Below are 236 nucleotides of genomic sequence, written 5' to 3'. Positions count from 1 at the left end.
AGTACAGCCGGGTGAAAAAGTTCCGCTTGATGGGATTGTCGTCGAAGGAAGCTCCAGTTTAAATACAAGCGCTTTGACAGGAGAAAGCCTTCCGCGTGATGTGCGTCAGGGAGAAGAGGTGATCAGCGGCTGTATTAATATGACGGGAGTACTGAAAGTTCGGACTACGAAACAGTTTGAAGAATCAACGGTGTCTAAGATTTTGGAACTTGTGGAAAATTCCGGTTCCAGGAAAT

The 236-nt window shown here is 46.2% G+C and carries 1 protein-coding gene; it reads left to right on the top strand.

What is annotated here, in order from left to right; all coding sequences use genetic code 11:
• Positions 1 to 236, top strand: a 236-nt coding sequence (locus NE668_RS10030; protein WP_442806938.1) for a P-type ATPase actuator domain-containing protein, incomplete at both ends; no start/stop codon positions are given.

The organism is Veillonella parvula, from assembly GCF_024461875.1.
GTDB classification, from domain to species: domain Bacteria; phylum Bacillota; class Negativicutes; order Veillonellales; family Veillonellaceae; genus Veillonella; species Veillonella parvula_I.
This window is presented reverse-complemented; position numbering and strand designations above follow the sequence as displayed.